The sequence below is a fragment of the Burkholderia sp. TSV86 genome (assembly GCF_001522865.1).
Taxonomy (GTDB): Bacteria; Pseudomonadota; Gammaproteobacteria; order Burkholderiales; family Burkholderiaceae; genus Burkholderia.
On sequence record NZ_LOWB01000070.1, the window covers coordinates 149,500 to 172,541 of the forward strand.

General features: G+C 66.4%; 11 protein-coding genes and 3 pseudogenes. 4 read left to right on the forward strand and 10 right to left on the reverse strand.

What is annotated here, in order from left to right:
* Positions 1–3 precede the first annotated feature (3 nt).
* The 6 genes and pseudogenes from WS68_RS10625 to WS68_RS10650 all read right to left on the reverse strand — a co-directional run bounded on the left by WS68_RS10625 (position 4) and on the right by WS68_RS10650 (position 7,637).
* The gene (locus WS68_RS10625; protein ID WP_082709946.1) at positions 4–1,080 is read right to left on the reverse strand and encodes an ABC transporter substrate-binding protein; all 1,077 of its coding nucleotides are present in this window, start codon (positions 1,078–1,080) and stop codon (positions 4–6) included.
* Positions 1,081–1,130: 50 nt separating this feature from the next.
* The gene (locus WS68_RS10630) at positions 1,131–2,078 is read right to left on the reverse strand and encodes a TauD/TfdA dioxygenase family protein (protein ID WP_059570750.1); all 948 of its coding nucleotides are present in this window, start codon (positions 2,076–2,078) and stop codon (positions 1,131–1,133) included.
* A 761-nt stretch (positions 2,079–2,839) separates the two neighbouring features.
* Positions 2,840–3,637: a Crp/Fnr family transcriptional regulator gene (locus WS68_RS10635; protein WP_059570751.1), complete on the reverse strand. Its 798-nt coding sequence runs from the start codon at positions 3,635–3,637 to the stop codon at positions 2,840–2,842.
* A gap of 164 nt (positions 3,638–3,801) precedes the next feature.
* Positions 3,802–5,150, reverse strand: a pseudogene (locus tag WS68_RS29585) (MFS transporter).
* A 53-nt stretch (positions 5,151–5,203) separates the two neighbouring features.
* Positions 5,204–6,376 carry a porin gene (locus WS68_RS10645; protein ID WP_059570752.1) on the reverse strand — a complete coding sequence of 391 codons (1,173 nt, stop codon included), beginning with the start codon at positions 6,374–6,376 and terminating at the stop codon, positions 5,204–5,206.
* Positions 6,377–6,431: 55 nt separating this feature from the next.
* The gene (locus WS68_RS10650) at positions 6,432–7,637 is read right to left on the reverse strand and encodes a M20 aminoacylase family protein (RefSeq protein ID WP_059570753.1); all 1,206 of its coding nucleotides are present in this window, start codon (positions 7,635–7,637) and stop codon (positions 6,432–6,434) included.
* Between the two features lie 118 nt (positions 7,638–7,755).
* Between WS68_RS10650 and WS68_RS10655 the strand changes: the two genes are divergently transcribed.
* The 3 genes and pseudogenes from WS68_RS10655 (at position 7,756) to xylB (ending at position 12,168) form a co-directional block, all read left to right on the forward strand.
* Positions 7,756–8,664 carry a LysR family transcriptional regulator gene (locus WS68_RS10655; protein WP_059570754.1) on the forward strand — a complete coding sequence of 303 codons (909 nt, stop codon included), beginning with the start codon at positions 7,756–7,758 and terminating at the stop codon, positions 8,662–8,664.
* Between the two features lie 1,048 nt (positions 8,665–9,712).
* Positions 9,713–10,711 (forward strand): annotated as a pseudogene (locus WS68_RS10665) (helix-turn-helix domain-containing protein).
* Positions 10,708–12,168: a xylulokinase gene (xylB, locus tag WS68_RS10670; protein WP_059570756.1), complete on the forward strand. Its 1,461-nt coding sequence runs from the start codon at positions 10,708–10,710 to the stop codon at positions 12,166–12,168. Before WS68_RS10665 ends, xylB begins: the two are co-directional and overlap by 4 nt.
* Positions 12,169–12,536: 368 nt before the next feature.
* Here the strand turns inward: xylB and WS68_RS10675 are convergent, their stop codons facing one another.
* From WS68_RS10675 to WS68_RS10690, 4 genes are all read right to left on the reverse strand, one after another.
* Positions 12,537–16,844 carry a bifunctional nitrate reductase/sulfite reductase flavoprotein subunit alpha gene (locus WS68_RS10675; protein WP_059570757.1) on the reverse strand — a complete coding sequence of 1,436 codons (4,308 nt, stop codon included), beginning with the start codon at positions 16,842–16,844 and terminating at the stop codon, positions 12,537–12,539.
* A 54-nt stretch (positions 16,845–16,898) separates the two neighbouring features.
* The gene (gene nirD / locus WS68_RS10680; RefSeq protein ID WP_059570758.1) at positions 16,899–17,255 is read right to left on the reverse strand and encodes a nitrite reductase small subunit NirD; all 357 of its coding nucleotides are present in this window, start codon (positions 17,253–17,255) and stop codon (positions 16,899–16,901) included.
* 69 nt (positions 17,256–17,324) lie between these two features.
* Entirely contained in the window at positions 17,325–19,901 is a 2,577-nt protein-coding gene (nirB, locus tag WS68_RS10685) for a nitrite reductase large subunit NirB (protein WP_059570759.1), read from the reverse strand.
* Positions 19,902–19,915: 14 nt separating this feature from the next.
* Positions 19,916–21,241, reverse strand: coding sequence for an MFS transporter (locus tag WS68_RS10690; protein WP_059570760.1), 1,326 nt, complete (start codon positions 21,239–21,241; stop codon positions 19,916–19,918).
* 826 nt (positions 21,242–22,067) lie between these two features.
* Between WS68_RS10690 and cobA the strand changes: the two are divergent.
* A pseudogene (cobA, locus tag WS68_RS10705) lies at positions 22,068–22,802 on the forward strand (uroporphyrinogen-III C-methyltransferase); the annotation flags it as partial.
* Positions 22,803–23,042 lie beyond the last annotated feature (240 nt).

A 23,042-nucleotide genomic window follows, 5' to 3' on the forward strand; every position in this document is an offset into this window, starting at 1 on the left:
CCATCACAAAGCATTCCCCGGCTTGCCGAACGATTCGTATGCCTGCCAGTGCGCACCGAGATTCAGCTCGCGCAGCGCGGCATCGACGTAGCTTCGGTCGATCCACGCATCGACGTCAAACGGCCGACGAATCAAACCCGCCTCCTTCGCCGTGCGCACATCCTGCTTGAATGCGTCGACGTAGTAGCGGTCGAGCAGCGGCGAGAATACGATGCTCAGATCGTCGGCGGTAAGCTCGTTGCGCCAGATGGACGGCGCAATGTTGCCCTGCTGCGACTCGAGCGCAATGAATGCGTCGAAATTGCGTTTGTCCGATAGCCATTGCGACGCCTCGACCACCGTCTTCACAACTGTTCGCGCCAGCTCCGGATGTGTGCGCAAAAACGCGGACGACGCCACCAGCCCGGCCTTCAGCGTGCCGACGCCCCGGCGTCCCTTCGTGCTGACAGGTACGTCCGCGAGCCCCTTGTCGCGCAGCACGAACACGCTGGCAGAGCCCCATACGGCGTCGATGCGGCGCGCGGCAAGCGCGGCGGCAGCAGCATTCGGATCGAGGTTCACGACACGCAAGTCACGCTCGGCAAGCCCCTCGGCGCGCAGCACGCTGTCGAACGACAATTGCAGCGCCGTGCCGCGAAACACCGCCACCTGCTTGCCTTTCAACGCACGCAAATCGGCGATACCCGAGCCCGGCGTGACGGCGAGAAAGCCGTTGACGTTGCGCGCGAGCGCGGTAATCAGGCGCGTGTCGAGCCCGTTCGCGCGGCCGATCACTGCGGCGAGATCGCCGAGAAACGCAAGATCGACCTGCCCGTTCGCGAACGCTTCATTGATCGCCGGGCCGGCGCCCTTGAAAAACGTCCAGCGTAGTTCGACGCCCTGCTTCGCGAACGCCTTGTCGAGCAGCTTGTTCGCGTAGATCACGTCGACGATGCCGCCGCCCGCAGGCTTCGGGCCTGCGCTCGTGTCCGGCACGGCGATGCGGATGACAGTCTGTGCTGGCGCCGCGCCCGGCACGGCGAGCGCAAACGCGAGCATCGGCAGCCACAGCGGTTTCAGCCATCGAATGAGTGATTTCATAGTCGTCCTGAAATACATGGAAAGACGGTGCGGGGCGGCGCACGGCCAGCTTATGCGGCGTGGCTGGCGGCCCCGGCATGCGGATTCGGCTCGCGCAGACGCGTGATGCTGCGACGGCCGTCGACGCTGACCGGCACGTCACCCGCCAGCGTCACGCGGCGCACGACACGGTGCGCGTCGCCGTAATCGTTGACGGCGTAATGCTGCGTCGCGCGGTTATCCCAGATCGCGACATCACCTTCACGCCAGCGCCACCGCACGATGTTCTCCGGGCGCGTCACATAGCTTTGCAGCAGCTCGAACAGATGCGCGGAACCCGACGGCGACACACCGGTGAAATGCCTGAGAAAATGGCCGAGAATCAGCGTTTTCTCGCCCGTGTGCGGATGCACGCGCACGACCGGGTGCTCGGTTTCGTAGCGCGTCGACACGAACACCTGCCGATAACGCTTGAGCGCCTGCTCGTCATGCGCCGAATGGCCGTTGCCGACGCGATGAGCCGCGTAGTCGTAATCATTGCTGTGCACTGCCCACAATTGCTCGGCGAGCGACTTCAGCGGCGCGGGCAGATCCTCGTAGGCGGCGGCCGTGTTGGCCCAGACCGTGTCGCCGCCGACCTCGGGAATCGTCACGCCACGCAGGATCGACGCTTGCGGATACGCGTCGACGAAGGTCACGTCGGTATGCCACGAATTGGCCCGCCCGCCGCGATGCGAATCAAGCTCGAGCAAGTATTCGGTGCCGTCGACGGCAGGCACCGTCGGATGCGCGACAGGATCGCCAAGCCGTTTCGCGAACGCCTCGTGCGCGGCGTCGTGGAGGTGCGTCTGGTCGCGAAAGAAAATCACCTTGTGCGTGAACAGCGCGGCGCGAATCGCGCCGACGGTTGCCGCGTCGAGCGCGGCCGACAGCTTCACGCCGTGAATTTCCGCACCGATGCGGCCGGTGACGGGACGGATGTCGAGCAAATTCGATGTAGCGAGACTCAGATTAGTCATGGAGGCACTCCGAATATGAAATGAGCAGGACGAAACAGCACACCGGCGCGATACGCGCGGCAACTGGCGATAACACACGGGAAAACGAGACGCCGCGGCCGTTGCCGCGTAGTCGCGATCGGCCGCCTCAGCGGCGGCGACACCGGCATTGACACCGGCAGCGTGGCGCAAAGCGTGCGTGACGGTTCAAGCGGTGGTCTGTGAGGGCAACGCAGGGGTTCGGCACGTCAAGGGTCCAGTCGGAAAGATTTGACGGGAATCATTATTGGCAGGGGCGCGGCGCGGAATCTATCGCGCGTTGGACATTTGACAGAAGAAGTTGGCATGCCGATATGCGCGCGGCGGTGAAATGCTTAGCGTTCGTGCATATGAAGCGTGAAGTTTCCGCCAAGCGTGTTGTGCGAGATGCAGCGTCCATAGCAAGCGGCGCCGGCATGCGATAAGCGAGACGACGCCCGGTCCGCACGCGGCGAAGTGGCGCACCGAAATGCCGGCCGTCGCCGCGGTGCATTTTGGTGTGCGAGAAACCTGTCACACCCGGAACGCTTGCAGCGCTTGCGCCGTTTGCCTCGCTCAAGCTCGGTCAGGCCCTCGGAGCCGTCCACCGTATGCCGAGGCGCGCAGCGGAACCCGGCACGCGGATGGCCCGACGCCCCGCCCCCTTGTCCTATCTCCGCAGCAAAACCGGCAGCAGCGGCGTGATGCGTGTGACGGACCTGGGCCACGCCCGCGCCCGGCCGCGCAAAAAACGCCCCGCACCGTCACTCGTCGCCGTCGCTGATCTCGCGCAGGCGCTCGATATCGAGAATCGTCAGCCGGCTGTATTGCGCATCGATGACTCGTTCCCGCACGAGCTGGCGCAGTTCCTTGTTCACGCTCTGCCGCGACGCGACGAGCAGCGAAGCGAGATCCTCCTGCGACAGCCGGATCGTCAGCTCGATGCCGCGCTGCGCCGGTTGCCCGTGCCATTCGGCGAGGGTCAGCAGCTGATCGGCCAGCCGCGCGCGAAACCCCGACAGCGCGCTCCTGCCGATGCGCCGATGCAACGCACGGCTGCGTGCGCAGATCAAATCGAGCACGCCGCGCAGCAGCGACGGCTCGCGCTCGAACTGCACGAACAGCGCATCGCGCGAGATATGGAACAGCGTCGTCAGTCCATGCGCGCGCTGGTCGTGCATCGAGCCGCCGCCGTCGATCACCGGAATGAAATTGATGACCTCGTTCGGCCACATGTAAATCGCAACCGCACGCGTGCCGGCCGCGTTCGTCCAGCTCATTTCGATCGCACCGGACAGCACGACCTGGATATCGTCGCACGGCCCGTTGCGCGCAAAGATCAGCTCGCCGCTCGTCCAGGTGCGCAAATGACCGGCATCGCACAATGCGTCGATCGACGCGGCAGGCCAATTGCGCAGGCACGGATTCGCGGTGAATGCCGCATGGATCGCGCGGCGGGTGCGCGCATCGAGCGCGCGGCCCGCCCGGTATGGCAGGAACGGCAAATCGGCCCGTGGCGCGCTCGGGCGGCGGATCTCGATCGCTTCGCTGATATCGCTCATGATGGCGGTGTGGATCGCGCGGAAAGAATCGGAACGGACTATGTAAGCATTGATCCGGGAACGCCGCCAAAGACTTCTTTTTTATGTGCTTATCACCCGGCGCCCGGTGCGAAGCGCGCGCCGCAATCGATCAGATATGCGAAGCTTCCGGATTCCCGCGCCGCTCACGCGCGCGCGGCCTCTTTCAGCATAGCCAGCCCGACGAGGCTCGCGAGTCCGCATCCGAGCACGTACCACGCCGGCGCGTAAAAGCTGCCCGATACGCGCCACAACGCGCTGACGATCAATTGCGCGAAGCCGCCGAAAATTGTCACGCCGAGTGCATAGATCACGCCGAGCGACGTCGCCCGCACCTGCGGATGCAGCGTTTCGAGAATCAGCACGAAGCCGGCCGGGCTTGACAGCGTCATCAGGCCAATCAGCACGCAGACGACCGCGAGCGCCGTCACCACCGACGGCCATGCGTGCATCGCGGCGAACGCAGGCAGCACGAGCACGCACGACGCGATGCACGATGCGTAAATCAACGGCTTGCGGCGCGTCAACCTGTCGGCGAGCCGGCCGGCGAACGGCGAGCCGACGAGCAGCACGCCGCCCGCCGCACAGCCCGCGAGCAACGCGACCGACGGCGGCATTCCGGAGGTCATGGTCAGGAACGAAGGCAGGAAAAGACGATCGTGTACATCGTCGACGTACCGCCGACCACGAGCAGCGTGCCCGCCATGATCTGCCGCCAGGAAATCCTGGCGGCGCGAGACGGCGCGGCCGGCATGCCCGCGGCTGCGCCATGCGCCTCCGCGGCGGCCACCGCCTGGTGCAACGTATCATCGAGATGACGCCGCAAATAAAACCCGAGCGGCCCGATCAACAAGCCGAATACGAACGGCACGCGCCAGCCCCAGCTCATCAGCGCGTCGTGCGGCAACAGCCGCGACAGCGCCGCCGCCACGAACGCCCCCACGAGCGCCGCCGCGCCCTGGCTTGCCATCTGCCAGCTCACCATTTCGCCGCGCCGGCGCGCGCCGCCGGACTCCATCAGCAAGGTCGTCGCCGCGCCCACTTCGCCGCCCGCCGAAAACCCTTGCAGCAGCCGGCCAGTCACGACGAGCACCGGCGCGGCCACGCCGATCGCCGCGTAAGTCGGCGCGAAGCCGATCATTCCGGTGCCCAGCGCCATCAGCCCGACAGTCAGCACCAGCGCGGGCTTGCGCCCCGCGCGGTCCGCGTATGCGCCGATCGCGATACTGCCAAGCGGCCGCGCGACGAAGCCGACGCCGAACGTCGCAAGCGACACCATCAGCGCGCCGATATCGGTCGTCGCGGGAAAGAACAGCTTGCCGATCAGCGCGGCGAAGAAGCTGTAGACAGTGAAATCGAAAAATTCGAGCCCGTTGCCAAGTGCGGCGGCGGCGACCGTGCGTCGCCGCGCCCGGCGCTCGTCTATCGTATCCTCAGTGTGCGCAAGAGCCGTGGCGTTCGCGTCGTGGGCCAGCGTGCGTGGCGTCGTGTTCATCGAGCGGCATCCTTCGAAAGAGACCGGAAGAAAGTCCAACGGACATCAAAAGATCAGAAGTTGTGATACATGCCGACCGACATCGTCACGGGCGTCATCCCGGTACGCGGCTCGGCAGTGCCCGGCTCGGTCGGCAACGCATTGGCGTTCAGCGGCACGGTCGATTCGCCGTAGTTGCGGATGAAGCCGGCGCGCGCGTAAAAGCCGGTGCGCTTCGACAGCAGATAGTCGTAGCCGAGCATCACGCCGAACGCGGCATCCTTCGCGGGCTTGCCGGACGCATCGCGCACGCCGGACGTATCGCGGTATACCGCCGACGCGCGCACCGCGTTGCGCCCGAAAGGCACGATCGCGCCGAGCGTATAGACGCGCGCGATGCCATCACCCGCGAGCTTCGGCGCATATTGGTTGTACGACGCCGACAACACCAGCTTGCCGGTGTCGCGCACCACGCCGAAGCCGTACAGATCGTTGCGCACCGTCTGCCCGGCGCTCACCGCCCACACCTGGTTGTAGCTCGCGGCGACATACGTCACGCCGTCGTACCACTGCAGCAACGCGCCCTGCGCGGATGCCGCGGGTGCGCGCCCGGCGACGTTGCTGGGCGCGTACATCAGCGTCACGCTGGTCGTGCCGAACGCGATCGGCGTGCGATACATGATCGCGTTATTAACGCGCACGGGCAGCTGCGTCGCACCGGGGCCGAGATCCGCGTTGTAGCCGGTGCCGCGCCGGGTCTGCACGACGGCCGCGCCGAGCCACGTGTAGACCGAGTTGGTGCCGACCGTGCCGAACACATCGATGAAAAGCGGCAGCCCGGTGCCGATCTGCTTGCCGAACCGCAGCCGGCCGAAGGTAGGCGACGTCAGGCCGATCCACGACTCGCGGTTGTAGGCCGACGATGCGTCTTGCTGCGCGCCGTTATTCGCGAGAAAGCCGCTTTCGAGATTGAACTCCGCACGCCAGCCGCCGCCGAGGTTTTCGCGGCCGAACAGCCCGAACTTCGACGTCCATTCGCCGCCGCTTTGCGTCTGCCACAGCGAGCGGCCGCCGACCGTCTGATAGTTGAACCCCATATCGATCGAGCCGTACAGCGCGAGCCCCTCGCGAAACCGTTCATTGAACTCTGGCAACGCCGCGAGCAGCACGTCCTGATAGGGCGTCGCGTGCGCCACCCCGGCTCCGAGCGCGAGCCACGCCGCGCCGATTGCGTATCGCTTCCTCATCTCCTCCCCCCCGAATCGCCGATGCCGCTCGCCAGCACGGCTGGGCCGCGCGGCGTCAGGCCGCTGCGCGCAAATAGCCCCGCACAAGCCCGACAAAATAGGCTGCGCCCCAGCTGAGCACCGCATCGTTGAAATCGTAATGTGGGTTGTGCACTGCGCAGCCCCCTTGCGAATCGACGCCGTTGCCCACCAGTACATAACAGCCGGGCACGCATTCGGTCATCCACGAGAAATCCTCGCTGCCCATCAAGCCGTCGGGCAGAAGCATCAACGCGCCGGGGCCGGCGAGCGCCTCGATCGTGTCGATCGCGAGCGCCGCCGCGTCAGGATGGTTTTCGACCACGCGCGAGATCGGCTGATAGTCGACCTGCGCCGTGACACCATATGCGTGCGCCTGCGCATCGGCGATCTGTCTGATCCGCGCCTCGACCTCGTTGCGCGTGGTGGCGTCGAGCGCGCGCACCGACAGCAACAGCGTTGCCTGCTCGGGAATCACGTTCGGCGCGGTGCCTGCGTGAATCGCCCCAACCGTGACGACGGCCGCGCGAGCCGGATCGATGTTGCGCGCGACGATCGATTGCAGCGCCAGCACGATATTCGCGGCCGCGACAATCGGATCGCGTCCCTGATGCGGCATCGCCCCATGCGCGCCTTGACCGGTGACGGTGATCGTCACCGAATCCGACGACGCCATCATCGGCCCGTGACGCAGCGCGAAATGACCGACCGGCACGCCGGGCGCGTTGTGCAGTGCATAGACGCGCTCGCACGGGAAACGCTCGAACAGGCCGTCTTCGATCATCCGGCGCGCGCCGCCGAGCCCTTCCTCGGCGGGCTGGAAAATCACATGCAGCGTGCCGTCGAAGCGTTCGTTCGCAGCAATATGGTGAGCGGCAGCGAGCAGCATTGCCGTGTGACCGTCGTGGCCGCATGCGTGCATCGTCTGCGCGACGGTGCTCGCATACGGCAGGCCGCTTGCTTCCTGAATCGGCAGCGCGTCCATGTCGGCGCGCAGGCCGAGCGCGCGCGGGCCCGCGCCGCGCCGCAGCCGGCCGACAACGCCCGTGCCGCCGACGCCTGTCGTCACGTCATAGCCCCACGACGCGAGCTTGTCCGCGACGATCGCGGCGGTGCGCGTCTCGGCAAAACCGAGTTCGGGATGGGCGTGGATATCGCGGCGAATCGCGATGAAATCGGCTTCGGACTCGCGCAGCGTCGCGAGCAATGAAGCGAACTGCGATGAATCGAACTCCTGCGTCATTTAAAGGCTCCGTGAAGCGATTGCGTCGCAACCGTCGCAGCCAAGCGTAAAGAGGCGTTGCCTAACAAAAAACTAACAAATTTTGATACGGATAACTAACAGTGATATATTTCTTAATATGAAAACTCATCAATTGCGGGCGCTCGTTGCCGTCTCGGCAACGGGCAGCATCAACGGCGCGGCCAAAGAATTGCATGTCACGCAACCGGCTATCAGCAAGGCGATTCAAGAACTGGAGAGTGAATTCGGCGTGCGGCTGTTCGAGCGCACGCCGTGGGGCGTCGTGCCGACGCCCGAAGGAGACGCGCTACTCGGCCGGGCGCGCTCGATTGTGCGCGAACTGGAGCGCGCGCACGAAGACATAGCGCATTTGAAGGGAATGCGCGACGGCAAACTCGTGATCGGCTTCACGCCGATCGTCGCGGTAACCGGGTTTGCCGACGCGTTCGCCGAATTCCGCCGGCACTGGCCGGAGATGACGTTCGATCTGCGCGAGCTGTCGCCCACGCAGCTGAGCGAGCAATTGCGCAATCGCACCGTCGATCTTGCGTTTGTCGCGATGATGCGCCCGATCCCCGAGTCGGCGGACATCAAGGCAATCTGGTCGTTCGAGACGCTGTTCGTCACCCGGCGCGGCGGCCGCTTTGCGGGTGCGACGTCGCTCGACGCGCTGCAAGAGGCCGAGTGGATCCACACCGATCCCGGCGACCATTTTCCGTCGTTCATCCGTGACGTCCACGCACAGGCGGGCCTGCCGGTACCGCGCCGCATCACGCGCTGCACATCGTATGCACTGTACTACAGCCTGCTGGTGACGATCGACGCGATCTTTCCGTTGAGCCGTCATACGCTGGTTGAAACCGCGCTGTTCGATCGGACATTGACGCCGCTCGCGCTGCCGGTGGCTCCGCCGTCGCAGCAGTTGTATCTGTTCACGCCGCCGGGGCTGCAACCGCCCCGTCCTGCATCGAGTTTTCTCGAGTGCTTGCGCGATGCGTTTTCGTCGAAGGTGCAACCACGGCACTGACGGCAATCGGGCAGCCTTTCACTTTCAGCATCAATGAAAAATGCGGCCGGATCGCTAAACGATCCGGCCGCAAAAGGCCAAGCATGATCTGACTTGCCAGTTGCTCAGCGTTGGTTGAAAACCGTGACGAAACCCGGCGCGCCGATGACGGAGTTTTATCGACGAGCGGCTTTCATCGCCGCAAAGCGATTTCCGTCTAATCGGCGGCGTGCGTCACGTCATTTTTACTCTCAACACGATGATTATCTGCATTGCCGGTTAAGATTATGCGGAGCGCTCGGCCAGCCGACGTCCGGCTCACCGATTTTTTGTAAATCGAGACAATCGAAAGGCCAACGACCGCGGCAATTCCGGCACCCGCGGACGGCGCCAGCAGGAGGTAAACGGATTCACGGCTCATGACAATCGACATGATTTAAGGCAACATAGCGGCCCATTTCCTCAGGCAAATAACCCAAAAAGATTTTTCTGTTATCACAGCCTTCCTCGCGCCATGCCAATCAGCCTCGATATCGTCTGAAAATATCGCACTTGAAATTATCGATTTACCAGCCAGTTAATTTCCTCTCCTTAATACGTTCAATCCTAGTAAGGTAAAGCAGGCATGTCAATCAGTTTATAAAGAAAATGACTCTAAAAAAATATCCATCCATAACACCCCCTATTAAACTCGGTAAGTTTTAGATAAACAAAAAAACACAAAATCCTGATGCGTTAATCAAAAACCGAAAAGCATGATTAAACCCGGACAAGAATGAATCCGCACGAAAAGTCAGACGGAACACCTCGGCTGGTAAACGTCGTATATGGAAAATATTGCCGCTCTGCTGCCACGGCATGGCAAAAATTACGCACATCAACCAGTATTTGGGACGAGCAAAAAGTATCAACGACGTGCCACTTTTGACGTAGCGCGCGGCCGCTTCACGTCACTACAGTTCGGCACATCGCCGGGCGCCGTGATAACGTTGGGATTCGACGAGCGCGGTGTGCGCACGCCGCACGCTAAAAAACAAAATGCCGCGCAGCGGCCTTCGCGAAGCGAGACATGAACCCTGATCTTGAGATCGTCCCCACCCGTCACGACGATTCGTTTCGCGCGTGGACCCACGACTATCCGCACCCAGTCGCGAAATGGCATTTTCATCCGGAGTACGAAATCCATTTGATTCAGGCGTCGCGCGGCAAGTTTTTCGTCGGCGATCATATCGGCGATTTCGCGCCGGGCAATCTGATTATCACGGGGCCGAATCTGCCGCACAACTGGATCAGCGAGCTTGGCCCCGGCGAGCGCGTGCCGTCGCGCGACCTCGTGTTGCAATTCTCGCGTGCGTCGGCCGATAAGATGGTCGCCGCGTTCACCGAGTTGCAGCCAGTGCTCGATCTGATCGACGATGCATCGCGCGGTATTCAGTTTCCCGATACACTCGGCCTCGCGCTCGCGCCGCTGATGGCCGAGCTGTCGAGCGCGCACGGCTGCCGGCGCGTCGAGATCCTGATGGCGCTGTTCGGCCGGCTGTCGTCATGCGCCGAGCGCCGGCTGCTCGCCGGCCCGCGCTACCGAATCGACGCGCAGCACTACATGTCTTCGACGATCAACCAGGTGCTCGCGTATCTGCGGCAGAACCTGTCGGGCGCGCTGGCGGAAACCGACGTCGCCGCGTTCGCCGGCATGAGCGTCAGCACGTTCACGCGCTTTTTCCGCCGCCATACCGGCACGACGTTCGTCCAATATCTGAACCGGCTGCGCATCGATCAAGCCTGCGAGCTGCTGATGGGCTCGGCACTTAGCGTGACCGACATCTGCTACTGAGTCGGCTTCAACAATCTGTCGAACTTCAACCGGCAATTCCTCGCGACAAAAGGCATGCCGCCGTCGCGGTTCCGCGCGCTGCATCAATTGAACGGACGGCGCGAGCCGCTGTCCGGCGATTCGAGCGATTCGAGCGATTCGAGCCTGCGCCACGCGCCCGTCCTTCCCACCGAGCCGCCGTCGCATGCGTCCCCGCGCGCGGCGCGCCAACCGAACCGGAGCCTCCACCCGTGACTTTTCTCGGCATCGATCTCGGCACGTCCGAAGTCAAGGCGATTCTCACCGACGCCGATTCCACGCCGCTCGCAACCGGCAGCGCACCGCTATCGGTCGAGCGCCCGCATCCGCATTGGTCCGAACAAAGCCCTCAAGCGTGGTGGCACGCAACGCTCGACGCGATCGCCGCCGTGCGCGCCACGCATGCGCACGGCTTCGCCGCGTTGCGCGGCATCGGCCTGTCCGGCCAAATGCACGGCGCAACGCTGCTCGACCGCGCGGGCCAGGTGCTGCGCCCCGCGATTCTGTGGAACGACACGCGCGCGGCCGCCGAATGCGTCGAACTCGAAGCGCTCGTGCCGGAATCGCGCGCGATCACCGGCAACATGGCCATGCCGGGCTTCACCGCGCCAAAGCTGCTGTGGCTCGCAAAATACGAACCCGCGGTATTTCGCGCCACCGCCAAGGTGCTGCTGCCGAAGGATTACGTCGCATGGCGGCTGTCGGGCGAATTCGTGTCGGATTTATCGGATGCGTCCGGCACGCTGTGGGTCGACGTCAGCCGGCGCGACTGGTCCGAGCGAATGCTCGCCGCAACCGAGCTGTCGCGCGAGCAGATGCCGCGCCTCGTCGAAGGCAACGCGGCGGCGGCGGCGTTGCGTGATGCGTTGCGGCGCGACTGGGGCATCGCCGGCCCGGTGACGATCGCGGGCGGCGCAGGCGACAACGCGGCAAGCGCGATCGGCATGGGCATCGCGAACGCGGGCAGCGGCTTCCTGTCGCTTGGCACCTCCGGCGTGCTGTTCGCCGGCAACGAACGCTTCGCACCGAATCCCGATGCCGGCGTGCATGCGTTCTGTCATTGCCTGCCGGCGCGCTGGCATCAGATGAGCGTGATTCTGTCGGCGGCGGCGAGCCTCGACTGGTTCGCCAAGACGACCGGCATCGCGGTCGATGCGCTGCCCGCGCTTGCCGAGCAAGCCGACGCGGCGCGCGCGCCGCTCTTTCTGCCGTACCTGAGCGGCGAGCGCACGCCACACAACGATGCGAACGCCCGTGGCGTGTTTTTCGGCGTCGCGAGCGAGCACCGCGCGGGCGATCTGGCGTATGCGGTGATGGAAGGCGTCGCATTCGCGATGGCCGACGGCTACGCGGCGCTACGCGAAGCCGGCACGACGCTCGACGCGGCGTCGTTCATCGGCGGCGGCTCGAAAAGCGCGCTGTGGGCACGGCTTTGCGCGGATGCGACGGGAATCGCGATGCACCGGCACGAGAGCGGTGCGCTCGGCGCGGCGCTCGGCGCAGCGCGGCTTGCACGGTTGGCTGCGACGCGGGACACGATCGACGAGGTCTGCGTGACGCCCGCGATCGTCGAGACGATCGCGCCCGATCCTGCCCGCTCGGCGCTGCTGGCTGGACGGCTCGCGCGGTATCGGCGGCTGTATCGGGCGTTGAAGGATGAATTCGCGGCATAGCGGCGTGAGCCGCCGCTCGGCGCATTTCATTCGGTACATTCGATGCGAGCCGTCGGATTGGCTCGTTGCCGTCGGCACACGGAGATCCGCGCGTTCGCAAGCACGGCCTGCAGCGCGGGTCCAATCCGCCCCGGCTGCCGCGCGGGGCATTGCGAAGCGAGGCACCGAGCAGCGGAACACCACACGATGAAGCACTGCGCGGCGTAGCGCGGTGCCTCACGGCGAAACACCGCGCAGCAAAGCCCCGCTCGGCAACGCACTTCGCAACGAAGCACAGCATTGCAAGGCAAACGCGGCCTCCCCCCGATGCAGCGCCGCGCTCCCGGCATTCCCGCCCGCCCCGCGCCTTTCCCCCCGCGTCGATTCCCTCAATACACGTCGCGCGCGTACCGTTTGTCCTTCGCGAGCCGCGCGACGTACTCCGCCGCGCGCTCGTCGCTCATCCCCCCATGCCGGGCGACCACCGTGCGCAACGCCGCGTCGACGTCCTTCGCCATCCGCGCGGCGTCGCCGCACACGTAGAAATGCGCGCCGTCGTCCAGCCACGCCCATAGCTCCTTGCCGTGCTCGATCATCCGGTCCTGCACGTAGATCTTCTGCGCCTGGTCGCGCGAGAACGCGAGATCGAGACGCGTCAAAAAACCGTCGTCGCGCATCTGCGTGAGTTCGTCGCTGTAGTAGAAATCCGTGTCCGCGTGCTGCTCGCCGAAAAACAACCAGTTGCGCCCTGTCGCGCCGCGCGCGCGCCGTTCGTGCAGGAAGCCGCGAAACGGCGCGACGCCGGTGCCGGGCCCGACCATCACGATCGGCACGTCGCCGCTCGCGGGCAGCCGGAAGTGCGCGGACTTTTGCACGAACACCGGCACGCTGGCATCGGCCGCTCGATCCGCAAGGAATGTCGACGCGACGCCCTTGCGCTGCCGCCGCCCGTTGTTGTAGCGAACCGCCGACACGGTCAGGTGAATCTCGCCACGGTGAGCGCTCGGCGCAGACGCAATCGAATACAGCCGGGGCTGCAGCCGCTTGAGCATGCCGATCAGCTCGGCCGCCGATAGCTCGACGGGAAACTCGTGCAGCACGTCGGCAAGTTGCTGCCCCCATAGCCAGTGCTTGAGATCGGCGCGGCGATCGTCGCGCAGCAGGCTTTTCAGCGCATCGCCCGCCGAGCTGCGCGCCGCGATGAACGCGAGCGCGTCCGGATGCGTGCGCGTGATGTCGAAGTGCCTGGCGAGCGCGTCCGCCGCGCGCAGCTCGCCCAGCCCCGCGACCGTCACCGGCGCGTCCGGCTCGACGTGCGCGAGCGTCAGCAACTCGTCGACGAGCGCCGGACAATTGGTTGGCCATACGCCGAGCGCATCGCCTGTTTCGTATTCGAGCGCCGTGCCGTCCGTCGACAGCGACACGTAACGCGTGTCCTTGGCCGCGCCGGCCCGGTTGAGCCGCCGGTTCGCGATCAGCCGCGACGCGGCTGGGCGCGCTTTCGTCGGCACCGCGCCGGCCGGAATCATGCCGTCGGCGGGCACCGCGTGCAGGGCGGCATCGTCCTCCTTGATCCGCGCGATCACGCGCTCGAGCCAGGCATCGGCGCCCGGCTGGTATTCGGCATCACAATCGACGCGCCCGATCACGCGCGCCGCACCGAGCGCGGCAAGCCGCTCGTCGAGCCGGCGGCCGTGGCCGCAAAACTGATCGTAGTTGCGATCGCCGAACGCGAGCACCGCATAACGAACGCCGTCGATGCGCGGCGCGTCGTTCGCGCTCAGCGCGGCCCAGAAATCCTGGCCGTTGTCGGGCGCGTCGCCGTCGCCGAACGTGCTTGTCATCAACAGCACGTATTGCGCGTTCGGCAGCGCGTCGATGGGATAGTCGGCCATGCAGGTCATGCGGATCTCGAAACCTGAGTCCATCAGCTGGGTGGCGTAGCGCTCGGTCAGCGATTCGACGTTGCCCGTCTGCGACGCCCACAGCAGCGTGACCTTCGGCCGCGTGCGCAGAATCCGCACGCCGTTCGCCGCATTCGCGTCATGCGCAGCGCGAGCCGGCGCGCCGGCCGCGACCGTTGCCAGCCCGGCGCCGGCCGGCAAACGCGCCAGCTCTTCCGGTCCGCCGCCAGGGCCGGGCGCGCGGCTGAACAGCCCCGCGAGCAGGCCGTCGAGCCACAGCCGGGTGTCGGCCGCAAGCGGCGCGCCGGCGGGCATGACCGGCACGCCCGCCAGCCGCGCCTGCGCGGCGGCCGCGCGCAAGCCGCCGATAAAGCCCTCGACGTAGACGCGCTCGGCGTCGGTCAGCCGTCGCGCGCCCGCCTGGGCCGGGATGCCGAGCAAATCGGCGAAGGTGTCGATATCGGCCATGGTCGATGCGTTGGAAGCAGTAACAGATGCGCAGCTGGACGGCATCGCGCGCGCGTGGCCGGAAGCTATGCCGGCCGACGCCGCGCGCGTATCGCCGGGCACGGCGGCTGCAACGTCATGCGGCTGCGCGGCGGCAGCAGCTTCGCCCTCTGCGTCGGCACGCGCGCCGCTGGCTACGTCGGCGCGCGCGAGCGAAACCGCGCAGAATTTAAGCTCGGGTTGTAATGACACCGGATCGACTGCATCGTTCGTCACCGCGTTCACGCACAGCTCGTCGCCGTACACGTCGTTCCAGTGGATCGGCGCAAAGCACGCGCCCGGGCGCACGCGCTTGGTCACGACGGCGGGCAGGACCGCGCGGCCGCGCGGCGAGCGGATCTCGACGCTGTCGTTCGCGCCGATCGCGAGCATCTCCGCGTCGTCCGGATGGATCTCGACGAACGGGCGCGGATTGAGCTTGTTCAGCATCGCGACCTTGCCCGTCTTCGTCATCGTATGCCACTGGTGCTGCAGCCGGCCGGTGTTCAGCACGATCGGGAACTCGCGCGCCGGCGCTTCGGCCGGCGCGACGTGTGGCCGCGCGAAGAAGCGCGCGCGGCCGGAGGGTGTCGGAAACACGAGCCGCGGCGGCGTGGCGGCGCCGTCGCCGGCTCCCTGGGCCGCGCCGTCGGTCAGATAGCGGATCGGATGGCGGCTTTCGCCGTCGCCGGGCGGGCACGGCCACTGGATCGGCGCCGCGCGCAGCGCCGCGTGGCTCGCCCCGCGCAGATCGTAGCCCGTTTTCGGATTCGCGAAGCGCGTGATCTCGTCGAATATTTCGGCAGCCGAACGATAATCGAATGCGTCGCCAAAACCCATCGCGGCGGCAACCTGCGCGATGATCCGCCAGTCGGGCAGCGCGTCGCCGGGCGGCTCGACGGCCTGCTGCATCAGCGTCAGATTGCGCTCGGAGTTGATCATCACGCCTTCGCCCTCCGCCCACAGCGCGCCCGGCAGCAGGATGTCCGCATAACGGTTGGTCTCGGTATCGAGAAACGCATCCTGCACGATCACCAGCTCGGCTGCCTTCAACGCCGCGATCACGCTGCTGCGGTTCGCGACCGTCGCGGCCGGATTCGTGCACATGATCCAGCACGCCTTGATATCGCCCGCGGCCATCTTGCGGAACAGCTCGACCGTGCCGCCGCCCGCATCTTGCCTGAGCGTGCCGGCGGGCAGGTTCCAGACGGTCTCGACGAAGTGGCGGTCGTCGCCGTCGAGCGCGCTGCGCTGGCCCGGCAGCCCCGGCCCCATGTACCCCATCTCGCGCCCGCCCATCGCGTTGGGCTGTCCGGTCAGCGAAAACGGCCCACTGCCGGGCCGGCAGATCTTGCCTGTCGCGAGATGCAGGTTGCAGATCGCGTTCGTGTTCGCGGTGCCGTGCGTGCTCTGGTTGAGGCCCATCGTCCAGCAGCTCGTCCATTCGCCCGCCTCGCCGATCCACTGCGCGGCGAGCCGGATGTCGGCCTCGGTCAGCCCGGTAAGCTCGGCCACGCGCGCGGGCGTGTAATCGGCGAGAAACGCTGGCATCGCGTCCCAGCCTTCGGTGTGCGCGGCGATGAAATCCGCATCGGTCTGGCCGTTTTCATGCAGCAGATGGAGCAGCCCGTTGAGCAGCGCGAGATCGGTGCTGGGCCGGATCTGCAGGAACAGCCCGGCCTTGTCGGCGGTCGCGGTGCGGCGCGGATCGACGACGATCAGCCTCGCGCCCGCCTTCACGCGGTCCATCATCCGCAGGAACAGGATCGGATGGCAGTCGGCCATGTTCGAGCCGATCACGAAGAACAGATCCGCGCGATCGAAATCCTGATACGAACCGGGCGGCCCATCCGCGCCGAGCGACAGCTTGTAGCCGCTGCCCGCGCTCGCCATGCAAAGCCGCGAGTTCGACTCGACGTGCGGCGTGCGGACATAGCCCTTCGCCAGCTTGTTGACGAGATACTGTGCTTCGAGCGAAAGCTGGCCCGACACGTAGAACGCGACCGCGTCGGGACCGTGCGCGTCGAGCACCGCGCGCAGCCGGCGCGCGGTCTCGGCAATCGCGTCGGCCATCGGCACCGGCGCCGGATCGTGATCGCGCGTGTCGCGCACGAACGCATGTTCGAGACGGCCGGCGTTGCGCAACGCGACGTGCGCGGACGAGCCCTTCGTGCATAAACGGCCGTAATTGCTCGGGTGCTCGGCATCGCCGGACACTTTGACCACCTCGCCGTCCTCCACATGCAGCACCATCCCGCAGCCGACGCCGCAATAGGGACACACGCTCTTCACGCTCGCCATCATCATTCGCCTTGGGTTCGTTCGGTCACACGGCGCGCCGTGCGCGCGCGCATGCGCGCATCACGCGGCCACCCAGACGTCGCCGTTCTCGACGCGCGACGCATACGCGGCCACCGATTTGTCCGGCGCTTCGAGACACTCGCCGGTGCGCAGGTCGAAATGCTGCTTGTACAACGGCGACGCCACGACGATCCGCTCGCCGATGCTGCCGATCAGCCCTCGCGAGAGCACCGCGGCGCGCGAATGCGGATCGATGTTGTCGATCGCGAATACCTGGGCGCGGGGAGCGCCGGCGGCATCGATATGGAACACGGCGATCTGCTCGCCGTTGACGAGCGCGCAGATGCCGGTGTTCGGCACGATGTCGTCGAGCGCGCAGATGCGGGTCCAGCCGGAAGCGGTTTGATGGCGGTTCATGTCGATCTCCTGGCAGACAAAGGCTTCAAAGGTCTTCAGAGGGCTTCATTCAAAGGGCTTCAACGAAGGTCAGGCCGTTTCGGTTTCGGCTTCGGTCTCGAACGCGGGCCCCGCATGCGGCGCGAGCGCGTCGCGCTCGCCGGGCATCGCGGGGCGGATCTGGCCACGCTCTTTCACGAACGCGATGGTCGAATCGGGCGCGTCGCTGTTGACGAAATGGCGGAAGCGCCGGCGCGTGGCCGGATCGTCGACGGCCTTCTTCCATTCGCATTCGTAGGTATCGACGATGCGCTGCATGTCAGCCTCCAGCTCGGCGGCAATCCCCAGCTTGTCGTGCACCACGACGTCGATCAGGTAGTCGAGCCCGCCTTCGAGGCTGTCGCGCCAAACGCTGGTGCGCTGCAGCCGGTCGGCGGTGCGGATGTAGAACATCAGGAAGCGGTCGATGTAGCGCACCAGCGCGTGGCGATCGAGATCGGCGGCGAGCAACTCCGCGTGGCGCGGCTTCATTCCGCCGTTGCCGCACACGTATAGGTTCCAGCCCTTCTCGGTGGCGATCACGCCGATGTCCTTGCCTTGTGCCTCCGCGCATTCGCGGGTGCAGCCGGACACGCCGAACTTCAGCTTGTGCGGCGCGCGCAGCCCCTTGTAGCGGTTCTCGAGCGCGATCGCGAGCCCGACCGAATCGCCGACGCCGTAGCGGCACCACGTCGAGCCGACGCACGATTTCACGGTGCGCAGCGCCTTTCCGTATGCGTGCCCGGATTCGAAGCCGGCCGCAATCAGCTCCTCCCAGATCAGCGGCAGTTGCTCGACGCGCGCGCCGAACAAATCGACGCGCTGGCCGCCCGTGATCTTCGTATAGAGCCCGTACTTCTGCGCGATCTGGCCGACCGCGATCAGCCCTTGCGGCGTGACCTCGCCGCCCGGCATCCGCGGCACGACCGAATACGTGCCGTCGCGCTGGATGTTCGCGAGGAAGTAGTCGTTCGAATCCTGCAAGCCCGCGTGCTCCTGCTTCAGCACGAACTCGTTCCAGCACGATGCGAGAATGCTCGCGGCGACCGGCTTGCAAATGTCGCAGCCGAGCCCGCGCCCATGCCGCTTGAGCAGCTCGCCGAACGTTTCGATCCGGCCGACGCGCACCAGATGAAAAAGCTCCTGCCGCGAATACGGGAAGTGCTCGCACAGATGATTGCTCACCGCGAGCCCCTGCCGCTTCATCTCGGCTTTCATGATCTGCGTGACGAGCGGCACGCAGCCGCCGCACGAGGTTCCCGCGCCGGTGCAGCTCTTCAGCGCGCCGAGGCTGGTCGCGCCGCCGGCGACCGCATCGCAAAGCTGCCCCTTGGTCACGTTGTTGCACGAGCAGATCGGCGCGGCGTCAGGCAGCGCGTCAACGCCGAGCGCCGGCTTCGCGCCGCCGTCCGGCTGCGGCAGGATCAGGAATTCGGGCGCGTCGGGCAACGCGATCCGGTTCAACATCATCTGCAACAGCGTGCCGTACTCGGCCGCGTCGCCCACCATCACCGCGCCGAGCAGATGCGTGCCGCACTCCGATACGACCAGCTTCTTGTAGATCTGCTTGCGCTCGTCCGCGAACTGGTAGACGCGGCTGCCGGGCGTCTTGCCGTGCGCATCGCCAATGCTCGCGACATCGACGCCCATCAGCTTGAGCTTGGTGCTCAGATCGGCGCCGGCGAACGCGGCATCGCCGCCCGTGAGCCGCCGCGCGACGACGCGCGCCATCTCGTAGCCCGGCGCGACCAGGCCGAACGTCTGGCCGCGCCACGCCGCGCATTCGCCGATGGCGTAGATATCGGCGTCGCTCGTCATGCAGTGTTCGTCGATCGCCACGCCGCCGCGCGGCCCGATCTCGAGCCCGCATTGCCGCGCGATCTCGTCGCGCGGCCGGATGCCGGCGGAGAACACGATCATGTCGGCGTCCAGATGCGTGCCGTCGGCGAATTGCATCCGGTGCGCGGCCGTGCCGCCGTCGGTGATCACGAGCGTGTTCTTGTCCGTATGCACCTGCACGCCGAGCGCCTCGATGCGCGCGCGCAGCATCCGGCCGCCGCCTTCGTCGACCTGCACGGCCATCAGCCGCGGCGCGAATTCGACGACATGCGTGTCGAGCCCCATGTCGAGCAGCGCCTTCGCGCATTCGAGGCCGAGCAGCCCGCCGCCGACCACCACGCCGCTCTTCGCGCGCGCGCCGCACGCGTGCATCGCCTCCAGATCCTCGATCGTCCGGTAGACAAAGCAGCCGGCGCGCTCGCGCCCCGGCACCGGCGGCACGAACGGCGTCGAGCCGGTCGCGAGCACGAGCTTGTCGTAGCCGAGCGTACCGCCGCTGGACAGCGTGACGGTATGCGCGCCGCGGTCGATCGCGCTCGCTTTCGTGTTCAACCACAGCCGGATGTTCGGATGGCGCTCGAAAAAGCCCGGTTCGACAAGCGACAGATCGTCGGCCGAGCGGCCAGAGAAAAACTCCGACAAGTGGACGCGATCGTAAGCGGGGCGCGGCTCTTCGCAGATCACGTCGATCTGCGGCGCATTGCGCGCATCATCCGGGCTCATGCCCGCCACGATGCACTCGAGCAGCTTATGGCCGACCATTCCGTGACCGATGACGACGATTTTCATGGTGAGGCTCCCTGTCAATTCGAAACGCTGTTGATGGTGAGCGCCTGCGCGCGCAGCGCCGCTTCGCTTGCCTTGTGCTCGGCGCTGAAGCGCACGGCGAGTGCGCAGAACGCCGCGCCGGTGACTGCCGCGCCGAGCAGCATCAGCGTCGGCTGGATCGCGCCGACGCCCTTCATCAGGTATCCAGCCGCGACCGCGCCGACATTGCCGCCCGCGCCGACGATGCCCGCCACGCCGCCCAGCGCGTGGCGATCGACGAACGGCACGAGCGCGTAGGTCGCGCCGCATGCCATGTGCGTGAACAGGCCGAACGCGACCATTGCGACGACGGCCGGTGCGACGCTGCCCGCCTGCGCGAAGGCGAGCAGCCCCACGCCCTCGCCGACGATCAGTGCGAACAGCAGCGTCACGCGCGCGTCGAGTCCGCGCCGCGCGGCCGCGCGATCCGACAGCCAGCCGCCGAGGCCGCGCGCGAACAACGCGAGCAGCCCGAAAACGCCTGCAGCCAGCCCCGCATCCTTCAGAGACAAATGAAAACGATCGACGTAGTACAGCGCCGCGATGTTGTGCATGAACACTTCGACGCCAAAGCACGCGCCGTAGGTGACGAACAGCATCCACACGCGGTAGTTCGCGCACGCGGCGGCGAAACTCGCGAAGCCGCCTTTCTTGCCGCTGCCAACGGCGACGCCGCGCGCGCGCAAGTCGGCGAAATCGCCTTGCGGGCAGTCCTGTGTCGCACGCCAGTAGACGCACGCCATCGCCAGCATCGCAGCGCCCGGCACGGCGAGCGCGGCCCGCCATGCGCCGGCGTCGCTCAAGCCGAGCAGCATCGCGGCGGCCAGCAACAGCGGCATCAGCGCCTGCGCGGCGCCCGCTCCGGCGTTGCCCCAGCCCGCCGCGGCCGCATTCGCTGTGCCAACCACGTTCGGCGCGAACATCATCGACGTGTGGTACTGGGTGATCACGAAGCTCGCGCCCACCGCGCCGATGCCAAGGCGGCACAGCAGGAACGTGGTGTAGTCATGGCTGAACGACGCGGCGAACACCGGAATCGCGCCGAGCGACAGCAGCGCCGCATAAACGCGCCGCGGGCCGTAACGGTCGCACAGCGGGCCGACCACGAGCCGCACGACGACCGTCGCCGCGACAGCCGCGATGTTGATGTTCGCGACCTGCGCGGCGCTCAGCTTGAATTCGTGCGCGATGATGGGCATCAGCGGCGCGCACGCGAACCATGCGAAGAAGCAAATGAAGAACGCCATCCACGTCAGGTGGAAAGCGCGCATCGGCGGCGTGCGCCAGTTCAGCAAATCGATGCGGGTAGCCTTGTCGGACATTGCGTGTTGTCTCACCAAACGAAAACGGCGCCCTGCGAATCCCGTCGGATGACCGGATGCGTAGGACGCCGTTGCCCAAAACGCGCCCGTTGCCGGGCGAATCGATAGTCGGTGCCGCGAAGCGGATCGCCGTTGATCCGCCCGCCGAACGTTACGCAAGCGTCGTGCCAAGCGGGCGGAAACGAGATGGGGCAATGCATCGCGCGATAAAGGGCGAACGCGGCGTCGCGCGCCGACGATACGCAGTGAGGCAGCAGGCACAGTTGTAGTGCAATGCAGCACTGTCGGCGTGCGGCGGATTGGCGCGCAAACCGCGCGCATACGCGCCAGGGCATGCGGGGCTTCGACGGCAATTGCCATTGGCCCGGTTATTGCTCCGCGCTTATTGCATGCTGATTGTTCGCTGATCGTTCGATTAAGAAACATCGCCGGCAACGACGCCGGCGGCATATCGGGCGCTCGCTGGAATCAACGGCGGCGCGCGGCGGCAGCAGCAGCGGCGGCGCACGCGCCGAGCGGCAGCGGCATATCCGCTGCATGGCAGCGGCATCCGCCGTGCGGCCGCGCGTAAAGTCCGTGGCTTGCGAGCAGCGGCGCTAATGAAGCTCGAGCAGGCCTCGCGTATTCGTCGCGCGCGGTGCTCGGGATGGGACAACGGCGTCCTGCGCATCCGCCCGGCCAGCCCGGCCGGCTGCGCGGGACGCCGTTTTCGTTTCGGCCAAACAGCGGTCGACAGCGGCGCAGCGGCGGGGCATGCGCGAGCAGCGCGCCGCGCCGCCGGGCGCGGCCGCACAACAGCCAAGCAGGAATCGACAGGAAACGGATGATGAAGAAGATTGGCAACGTGACGCTGCTGGGCGCAGGCCCAGGCGGCCCCGACCTGCTGACGATCCGCGCCGCGAAGGCACTGGCGGCGGCCGACGTGCTGCTGCTCGACGATCTCGTCGCGCCGGAAATCGCGGCGCTCGCGCCGCGTGCGCGCGTCATCCGCGTCGGCAAGCGCGGCGGCTGCCGCTCGACCCCGCAGGCATTCATCGAGCGCCTGATGTGCCGCTATGCGCTGCGCGGCGAGCGCGTGGTGCGCGTAAAAGGCGGCGACGCGCTGTTGTTCGGCCGCGCGGGCGAGGAGCTTGCCGCACTGCGCGCGGCCGGCGTGCCGGTCGATATCGTCAACGGCATCTCGGCGGGCTTTGCCGCCGCCGCGAGCTTGCAAGTGTCGCTCACGCACCGCGAGCACTGCCAGGGCGTCACGTTCGTCACCGCGCACAAGCAGGATCACGGCGAACCCGATTGGCGCTCGCTCGCCGCGGCCGGCACCACGCTCGTGATCTACATGGGCATGAGCCGCCTCGACACAGTCGCGGCGGGCCTGCTCGCGGCGCTCGACGCATCGATGCCGGCCGCGATCGTCCAATGGGCGGGCACACCGGCCGAGCGGCGCTGGACCGGCACGCTCGACCGGCTGGCCGCTGCCGCGACCGAGGCCGGGCTGGGCAGCCCGGCGGTGATTCTCGTCGGGCGTGCGATCGGTGACGCGGTGGATGAAGCGATCGGCGGAGCACTCAACGTAGCAGTTGGTGAAGCGATCGGTGGAGTGCTCGACGAAGCAGCCGGTAAAGCGATCGGCGGAGCACTCGACGTAGCAGCCGGTAAAGCGATCGGCGGAGCACTCGACGTAGCAGTTGGTGAAGCGATCGGTGGAGTGCTCGACGAAGCAGCCGGCAAAGCGACGGGTAAAGCATTCGGCAAAGCGCTCCCCCGCCCGGCCCGCGCCGCGGACGCGCACGGCGAGGCCGTCGGG